Source organism: Archangium sp., assembly GCF_057119385.1.
In genome coordinates this window covers 81795-90762 of record NZ_DBNGVP010000131.1, presented here as the reverse complement: position 1 = coordinate 90762, position 8968 = coordinate 81795, and the positions used below count along the sequence as shown (strand labels likewise).

At 72.4% G+C, this 8968-nt stretch carries 5 protein-coding genes; all 5 read right to left on the bottom strand.

From position 1 onward, the window contains the following. Positions 1-238: 238 nt before the first annotated feature. Positions 239-3463 carry a non-ribosomal peptide synthetase gene (locus AC16DP_RS32205; RefSeq protein WP_329727931.1) on the bottom strand — a complete coding sequence of 1075 codons (3225 nt, stop codon included), beginning with the start codon at positions 3461-3463 and terminating at the stop codon, positions 239-241. A gap of 11 nt (positions 3464-3474) precedes the next feature. Next, positions 3475-4518, bottom strand: a complete 1044-nt coding sequence (locus AC16DP_RS32200; protein WP_329727930.1) for a TauD/TfdA family dioxygenase — start codon at positions 4516-4518, stop codon at positions 3475-3477. Beyond that, the gene (locus tag AC16DP_RS32195; RefSeq protein ID WP_329727929.1) at positions 4515-8021 is read right to left on the bottom strand and encodes a condensation domain-containing protein; all 3507 of its coding nucleotides are present in this window, start codon (positions 8019-8021) and stop codon (positions 4515-4517) included. The genes AC16DP_RS32200 and AC16DP_RS32195 overlap by 4 nt, the downstream gene beginning before the upstream one ends. 74 nt (positions 8022-8095) lie before the next feature. Continuing rightward, on the bottom strand, positions 8096-8686 hold the full coding sequence (locus AC16DP_RS32190; protein ID WP_329727928.1) for a hypothetical protein: 591 nt from the start codon (positions 8684-8686) through the stop codon (positions 8096-8098). Positions 8687-8701: 15 nt separating this feature from the next. Continuing rightward, entirely contained in the window at positions 8702-8905 is a 204-nt protein-coding gene (locus AC16DP_RS32185) for a hypothetical protein (RefSeq protein WP_329727927.1), read from the bottom strand. Positions 8906-8968 lie beyond the last annotated feature (63 nt).

Below are 8968 nucleotides of genomic sequence, written 5' to 3'. Positions count from 1 at the left end.
CGCAGGGTGCGAGATGGGCTTCCGCTCGCAGTGAGTCCATGAGCCGAAGAGCCGGATGCGGGAATTCCGCACGTCCGGATCCGTGGGGGGCCGGGGAGGTAACTCCCCGGTCTACCCGACCAACTTTCGGAAGACCGCGCCCGGCGGACCTCCCGGGCGCGCGCTTCACCAACTGGTCCGATGGTCGGACCAGTTGCTCGTCATCGGGTCCGGAGGGGCTGCTCCGTACAACAGGGGCTCACTTTCGGCCCCTGCCCGCCTTGATGAGGAGGGCCTGCTGCCGCAGGGCCTGACGTTGTTTCTGGGCCCGGTCCTCGACTCGCTGCTGATTCTGGGCGGAGGCCGCCGCTCCACCCTGGGCCTGTCCGATGTGCCGGGCGAGCGCGGCGACGGTGGGATGCTGGAAGAGCTCCACCATGGAGAAGCGCCTGCCAAAGGCCGCGGCGAGCTTCTCGTGCACCTGGACCATGAGGAGCGAGTGCCCGCCCAGGTCGAAGAAGTTGCTGTGCAGGCCCACCTTGTCGACCTTGAGCGCCTCCTGCCAGATGGCCGCGATGGTCTGCTCGAGCTTGCTGGTGGGGGCTTCGTAGGGGACGTGTGCCTCGCGCGTGGCGGTGCGCGGGTCGGGCAGTGCGGCGCGGTCCACCTTGCCGTTGCGCGTGAGCGGCAGGCGCGCGAGCGGCACCAGGGCCCAGGGCACCATGAACTCGGGCAGCGTCTGCCGCAGCAGGCTCCGGAGCTGGTGGGCCAGCTCGTGTCCCTCGGCATCGGTACCCGGAGCCAGGCCCCGGCGCGGGACGAAGTAGCCCACGAGGTGCTGCTCGCCGGGCTGGGTCTCGCGCAGGACGACGATGACCTCGCCCACCTCGGGGTGGGTGCGCATCACGGCTTCGATTTCACCGGGCTCGATGCGCAGGCCGCGCAGCTTCACCTGGTGGTCGGCACGGCCGAGGAACTCGATGCGGCCATCCTCGCGCCAGCGGCCGAGGTCCCCCGTGCGGTAGAGGCGTGAGCCCGGCGCGCCCCAGGGGTCGGGGATGAAGCGCTCGGCGGTGAGCTCGGGCCGGCCGATGTAGCCGCGGCCCACGCCCGCGCCACCGATGTAGAGCTCACCGGGGCGGCCCGGGGGCACCGGGCGCAGGTACCCGTCCAGCAGGTGCACGCGCACGTTGCCGAGCGGTCCGCCGAGGGTGGGCTCGGGAGACGCGGCCACGGGGCAGGTGGTGGCGTTCACCGTGCACTCGGTGGGGCCGTACATGTTGACGAAGCGCGTGCGCGAGCGGGCGCGCAGCTCCGTCCAGGTGCTCGGGGTGATGGCCTCGCCGCCCACCAGCACCAGCGCGGGGGAGAAGTCCGGCTCGCGGCCCAGGCCCTGCTCCAGCAGGGGCGCCAGCAGCGAGGGCGTGGTGTCCAGCACATCGAGCTTCTGACGCTGCACGAAGCCGCGCATCCGCGAGGCGTCCAGGCGGGCCTCCTCGGGGACGAGGTGCAGCGAGTGGCCGTTGAGCAGCTGCACCCACTGTTTGACGGAGGTGTCGAAGACGAGTGGCCCGTTGAGGCTGACGCGCAGTCCGGGGCCACGGCCCTCGTAGACGGTGTCGCGCAGGGTGGCCGCGAGGTTGAGCAGCGAGCGGTGTTGAATCATCACCCCCTTGGGTCTGCCCGTGGAGCCCGAGGTGAAGAGCACGTAGGCGAGCTGCTCGGGCGCGACGGGGACTTCCAGGGCGGTGTCCGGCGCGCTGGCGATCCGCTCGGCGTCGGCGTCCAGGAGGACGGGGCTGGCCACGCCCTCGGGGAGCAGGGACTGGAGGTGCGAGCGGGTGACGACGAGCCGGGCCTCGGCCTGCTGGAGCATGGAGCCGAGGCGCTCGCGGGGGTAGAGCGGATCGAGCGGCACGAAGGCCCCGCCGGCCTGGAGGATGGCGAGCAGGGCGACAACCTGCTCCACGGAGCGCTCCAGGAAGAGGCCCACGCGCGTCTCGGGTCCCACGCCCAGCGAGCGCAGGTGCCACGCGAGCCGGTGCGCACGGGAGGCCAGCTCGGAGAATGTGAGCCGCTCGTCCTCGAAGGCCACGGCGAGCGCATCCGGAGTGCTCCGGGCCACGGCGGCGAAGCGCTCGGGGACGCTGCCCGCGGTGTCGTAGGGGCGCTCGGTGCGGTGGAGGGACTCCAGCCATTGCAGCTCGTTCCGGTGCATCACCGGCAGTGATTCCAGCGTGCGTTCCGGATTCGTGGCCGCCACTTCCAACAGCGCGAGCAGCCGCTCCCCCATCCTGTCACTGGAGTGGTGCGCGCCATCCGCCTGGAGCTCCAGGTCGAGCATCCCCTGGCGCTGCCCGCAGCTCAGCTTGAGCTCGAAGCGGCTGGTGCAGGCGCTCAGCCGCAACGTGGTGAAGGTGAGGCCGTCGTGGTGGCGCTCCTCGGGCCAGGTGAAGTCCTCGAAGGCGAAGGGGAAGGGGGGCGCCTTCGCCACGTCGAAGTATTCCTGCCACGCCACGGCGTCCTGCGTGGCCCGGGCCACCTCGCGGGCGAAATCGGCGAAGCGGGCGCGGGCGCGCACCTCGCACCGCAGCGGGAGGTAGCGCTCGAAGAGGCCAATCGCCTCGTCCAGCCCCTCGTAGGTGCGGCCATCGAAGCGCACCGCCACGGACCATTCGAGGCGCTCGGAGAGACGGGCCAGCAGCAGCTGCCAGCAGGCCAGCACGAAGGACGTCACCGGCACGCCGATGCGGCCCGCCGCGGCCTTCACCGAGGCGGTGAATCCCGGGGGCAGCTCCCTCGGCCGCCAGGAGGTGGGGCTGAAGGTCCGCTCGGGGGCGCGGGTGTCCGGGGCGGGGCGCGCGAGGCCCTCCCAGTGGCGCTGGCCCTCGCGGGCGTCCTCGGACTCCAGGAGCTGCTGGAACACCTCCGACACGTCCGCGTACTGCATGGCGGGCTCGGGCAGGGGCTCGCCGCCACCTTGCGCCGCCCAGGCTCCGGCGAGCTCGCGCACGAGACATGCCAGTCCCCGCCGGTCCGCCGAGAGCGCCGGGAGGTCCACCACAAGCAGGTGCCGCTCGGGCTCGAGTGTGGCCAGCCACAGGCCGCCCGGCTCCTCCGGTGCGCGCTCCTCGGGCGTGTAGCTCCACGGGTTCTCGGACGGGCCGAGCAGCAGGTCCTCCAGCAGGTGGCTCCACCACTGCGCGCGAGGGCCCGTCCAGTCGAGCTCCCGCAGCACGGTGGCGGGCACGTCTCCGGGCACCTGGACGGCGGTCTCCGTGCCCGGGAGCCGGCGGTACGTGGTGCGGAGGATCTCGTTCCGGGAGAGGACCTCCCGCACGGCGCGCTCGAGGCGCGGCCTGTCCAGCGGGCCCCGGAGCTCCACCACGCACTGCGCGCGGTAGGGCGTGTCCGGGCTCGGGGTGAGCTGCGCCCACAGGTGGGCCTGCTGGGGAGACAGACGGAAGCCGTTGGAGGAGGACACGGCGGAGTCTCCTAGGAAGGGGCGGGGACGGGGCGCACGTCGTCCCAGGGGAAGAGGCGGGCCATGCCCACGAGCACCTGGCGCGGGCCGGAGAAGGGCGTGCGCGCGTGCGCGGCGAGCATGTTGTCGACGACGAGCAGGTCTCCCCGCTCCCAGGGGAAGGACACCGTCTCGGCGTGGTAGGCCGCGCGCAGCGTCTCGAGCACCTCGGGCTCGATGGGCGAGCCGTCGCCGTAATACGTGTTGTTGGGCAGGTCCTCCTCACCGAACTCCGCGAGCAGCGCCGAGCCCACGGCGGGCGGCAGCGTGGAGACGTGGAAGAACGTGGCGTGGTTGAACCACACCGGCTCGCCCGTGACGGGGTGGAGCCCGGCGGCGCGGCGCACCTGGCGCGTCCTCAGCCGCTGGCCCTCGCGCCACTCGAACTGGATGTGGTTGCGGCGGCAGTAGGCTTCGACCTCGGCGGGGGACTCCGTCTGGAAGGCCGTCCGCCAGCTCAGGCCGAACTGGCCGCCGAAGTTGCGCACGTACGTGTAGCCCTGCTCCAGGAAGCGGGCGCGCAGCGAATGCGGCAGGCGATGGAAGACGCGGCGCGAGTCCACCAGGGGCGTTCGGCCTCCCTCCTGTGCGGGCGTCACGCAGCAGAAGAACAGGCGCAGGGGGAAGGACTGGTTATAGGACTGCTCGTTGTGCGGGAAGATGTGCTCGGCGGGCGGGTGGTCCGTGGAGGTGTAGACGTTGCCGATCACCTGGGAGCGCGGCGAGGAGCGCTCCTCGTAGGGCAGGGACTCGCCGGCCACGGCGCGGATGGAGTGCTCCAGGGCCTCGGCGGAGGCGATGTCGAAGCCACGGAAGAGCACGGCGCCATGGCGGTGCAGGTGCTCGTCCACGCGCGCACGGTGCTTGCGGGCCCAGTCCGCGAGGTCCACGCCCGGCAGCGTGGGCCGGGCGAGCACGGGCAGCGAGAGGCCGGGCTGGAGGGGCTCGAAGCGGACCCAATCCTCGCCGGACTCCGTGACTTCGCGGCGCTTCACCTGGGGCAGTGCCTTCTTCATGGGGTTCCTTCCCCGGTCTTGCGGCGCACGTTGCGGAACAGGTCCTGCCGCTTGGACTTCAGCTCCTCGGCCCGGGCGCGCTCGCGCTGCCGCTCGTGCCCGGTGAGGACGTCGCGCAGCTCCTCCACCGTGGCGTCCGGGCGCTGCACGGCGGCCGAGAGCACGGTCTGATAATCCTCCCCGAGCCGGGAGATGGTGGCGCCATCGAAGAGCGCGGTGCTGTAGCGCAGCACGCCGCCCAACTGTCCCCCGTGTTTCGACAGCAGCACCGAGAGGTCGAAGGGCGAGCCCCCGTCATCGAGCTCGAGCAGCTCCAGGCGCAGGCCGGGCAGCTCCAGCGCGGGCAGGGGCGCGTTCTCCAGGACGAACATCACCTGGAAGAGCGGGTTGTAGCGGGCGTCGCGCGGGGGGCGGAGCGTCTCGACGAGCTTGTCGAACGGAACGTGCGGATGCGCGTACGCGCCGAGCGCCACCTGCCGCACGCGGGCGAGCACCTGCCGGAACGTGGGGTTGCCCGAGAGGTCCACGCGCAGGACGAGCTGGTTGACGAAGAGGCCCACCAGCTGCTGCGTGCGAGGATTCTCCCGGTTGGCGATGTCCGTGCCCACGACGAGGTCGGTGCGGCCGGTGCGCTGGTGGAGCGTCACGAGGAAGCCGGCGAGCAGCACCATGAAGGGCGTGGCGCCCTCGGCCTGACCGAGCTGCTCGAGGCCCACGGTGAGGGGCGCGGAGAGCTGGAGCGGGTGGCGAACCCCCTCGAAGGACGGAGCGTCGGGGCGGGGCCTGTCGGTGGGCAGCTCCAGCAGCGGAGGCATGCCGGTGAGGCGCTCCTTCCACCAGGACTGCCCGGCGGCGAGCGTGCCCCCTTCCAACCAGCGCCGCTGCCACGCGGCGTAGTCCGTGTACTGGAGGCGAGGCGCGGGCAGGGGCGAGGCACGGCCCTCGGCGAATGCGGGGTAGAGGGCGCCCAGCTCGCGGACGAGCACGCCCAGGGTCCACCCATCCGAGACGATGTGGTGCACCGAGAGCACCAGCCGGTGCCGCTCCGGGGCGAGCCTCAGCAGCTTCGCGCGCAGCAGCGGGCCGCGCTCCAGGTCGAAACGCTGGCGGGCCTCCAGGGTGGTGAGCCGGGTGGCCTCGGTCTCGCGCTCGGACTCGGGGAGGCCGGACAGGTCCACGAGCGCGTCCGCTCCGGCGAGCGGGCCCAGGTCCGGCACCTGCCCGGCGGGCAGCAGCACCTGCACGCGCTTGCCGTCCACGAAGGGGAAGCACGCGCGCAGCGAGTCATGCCGGCGGAGCAGCGCCGCGAGGCTCCGTCCCAGGGCCTCCACGTCGAGCCGTCCCTCCAGCTTCACCGCCGTGGCGACGGTGTACGCCGAGTGGCCCGTGGCGAGCTGCTCCAGGAAGAGCAGCCGCTCCTGTCCATACGACAGGGGCGGGTGGGGCCCGTGGTCTGCGGGCTCGAGCGGTGGAGGCGCGGAGGGCGCGGGGTGCAGGGCCTCCAGCGCGCGGGTGGTGAGGGTGCCCAGGCTGACGCCATCGAGCAGCAGCGCCACGGGCAGGTGGATGCCCAGCTCCTCCTCCAGCGCGCCCTTGAGCTCGATGGCGTGGATGGAGTCCATGCCGAACGCGGTGAGAGGCCGCGCCTCGTCCAGCGCCGAAGCGGGCACGGCCATCGCACGCGCGAGCCGGTGCCGCAGGTGCTCGGCGAGCAGCCGGGGCCGCTCCGTCTCCGAGGCGCCCAGCAGGGCCTCGCGGGTGAGCGCGGGCGGCTCGGCCGGCGCGGTGGCCACGGCCTGGGGCACGGTGCTCTCGGTGACGAGCTCCAGCTCGCCCGCGAGGTACATGGCGCGGCAGGTGCCGCGCTGAATCTTGCCGCTGGACGTCTTGGGAATGTGGCCCGCGGGGACGAGCACCACGCGGCCCGGTGCCACCTCGTGCTGCTCGGCGATGGCGCGGCGGATGGCCTCCACGGCCTCGGTGGGCTCCGGGAGCTTCGCGCGGTCCACCTCGTGCACGAGCACCAGTTGCTCCTGCCCCTCCATGTCCAGGCTGAAGGCGGCGGAGCAGCCCGGGCGCAGCGCGGGGTGACTGGCCTCGGCCGTCTGCTCCAGGTCCTGCGGATACAGGTTGCGCCCGCGCAGGATGATGAGGTCCTTGATGCGGCCCACGACGAACAGCTCGCCGCCCGAGAGGAACCCGAGGTCTCCCGTGCGCAGCCAGGGCCCATCCCCGGTGTCGCTCCGGCGGGCGCGGAAGGTCTGCTCGGTCTGCTCGGGCCGGCCCCAGTAGCCCTGGGCGACACTGCCTCCGCGCACCCAGACTTCACCCACCTGCCCCTCGGGCACGGGAGCGAGCGTCTCGGGATGGGCGATGAGCAGCTCCTGGTCCAGCACGCTCGAGCCGCAGCCCACCAGCGGGCGCACGCGCTCGGTGCCCTCCTGCTTCCAGTCGCGCACCACGGGCGGCTGTCCCTTGCGCCCGCCGGAGACGATCAGCGTGCCCTCGGCCAGGCCGTAGCACGGGTAGAAGGCCTCGCGGCGGAAGCCGGAGACGGCGAAGGCCTCGGCGAAGCGGTCGAGCGTCTCGGCGCGCACGGGCTCGGCGCCGTTGAAGGCCAGCCGCCAGGTGCTCAGGTCCAACGCGGCGCGCTGCTCGGGCGTGGTCTTTCGCACGCACAGGTCATAGGCGAAGTTCGGCCCGCCGCTGTGCGTGCCCCGGTGGCGGGAGATGGCCTCGAGCCAGCGCACGGGCCGCTTGAGGAAGTCCAGCGGCGACATCAGCACCACGGGGATGCCGGCGAACAGCGGCTGGAGCACGCCGCCGATGAGGCCCATGTCGTGGTAGGGCGGCAGCCAGATGACGCCCACGCTCCCGGGCGAGGGCTCGAAGCCGCGCTGGATGGCCGTCGAGTTGTGCAGCAGGTTGCCGTGGCTGAGCATCACCCCGCGCGGCGTGCCCGTGGAGCCCGAGGTGTACTGGAGGAACGCGAGCGACTCGTGCGTGAGGCCCGGGTCCTTCCAGGCGCTGGCCGCGTCCGCGGGCACCTCGCCGGTGGCCACCCACGTCAGTCCGGCCAGTCCGGGGAACTGCTCGGCCAGCCCGTCCGCCATGGAGCGGATGAATTCATTCGTGAGCGCGAAGCGGGCGCGGGCGTCGGAGATGAGCGCCTCGAGCCGCGGGAGCGTCCGTCCCAGGCGCATCGGGTCCGGCGGGTAGGCCGGCACGGCGATGGCTCCGGCGTAGATGCAGCCCACGAAGGCCGTCACGTAGTCGAGCCCGGGCGGGTAGAGCAGCAGCACCCGCTCGCCCCGGGCTCCCCGCTCCTGCAGGAGTCCACCGATGGCGCGCGCGCGTGCATCCAGCCCGGCGTAGGTGAGGCGTGCTTCTTCTGTCTCGCCATCGACCAGGAAGGTGTAGGCGAGCTCCTCTGGCTGGGACTCCGCGCGGCGGCGCGACAGCTCGAGGAGCGAGGAGGAGTCGAACGAAGAGGACGGTGCCAAAACCCCGGGGTTTCTAGCACGGGGGGCACAAGAATGCCCACCCTGCAACTCCGGGAATCCGGTGCCTCCTTCCCTCAGTGGCGGAGGGGGGATTTCTCTCCGCGCAGCAGCCCCAGCAACGAGCTCGCCGCCTCGAGCGGGTGCGTCGCGTAGTGCCGCACCCTCCGCGCGATCCAACGTCCGCGGGGCGGCTCGGCCGGTGCTGCGCGCGGGGTGTCGATGTCTTCCAGCGCGTCGGTGCTCCTGCGGGGCTCTTCCTCGGACATGGGCACGGAGCGGGGATGGGGGACGCTGCCGTGTTCCACCTGGACGGGGTAGGCCTCGGCGTGCTCCGCCGCGGCCACCATCCGGTGCGAGGCGAGCGTCTCCGGTGCTTCCCGCTCCTCCAGGGGCCGCTGCTCGTCGCGTGCGCGCCGCGAGGACCAGAAGACTTCCACGAGGTCCGTGGCCTCCAGGCGGGCGCTCGGGTGGCCATGGTCGGGGGTGAGCACCACGCCGTGCTCGTCCAGCGCCTGCACCTCGTCGAGGCGCACCCGGTGCTCGCGCGTGACGACCACGCGGCGCTCGAGCACGAAGCCCTCGTCATCGACGGAGAGGACGCGTCCGAGCGGCTCACCGGTGTGGCCGCGCACCACCATTCCCGCACGAATCTTGCGTTGAGACATGAGTGGCTCCGTTCCTCAATCCGTGTCGTCCGTGTCGAGCGGCCCGGGCAGGGCATTCACGTGCACCACGTGGCTTCCCGGGTCGGGGGGCGCGCGGGTGGCCTCGGCCTCCTCGGCGGTGTGGGGCGCCCGCTCCTCGAAGCCGTCGCCCTCCAGGTTGCGCTGCCGCTGCTCGCTCGTGCTTCCGTAGCCCTCCCGCAACCGTTGCTTGCCTGCCATGCTCAGCTCCTGGGTCGAGAACGTCCAAGCCCTAACGCTTGGGATGGGGAGCGGGGGCCGCAA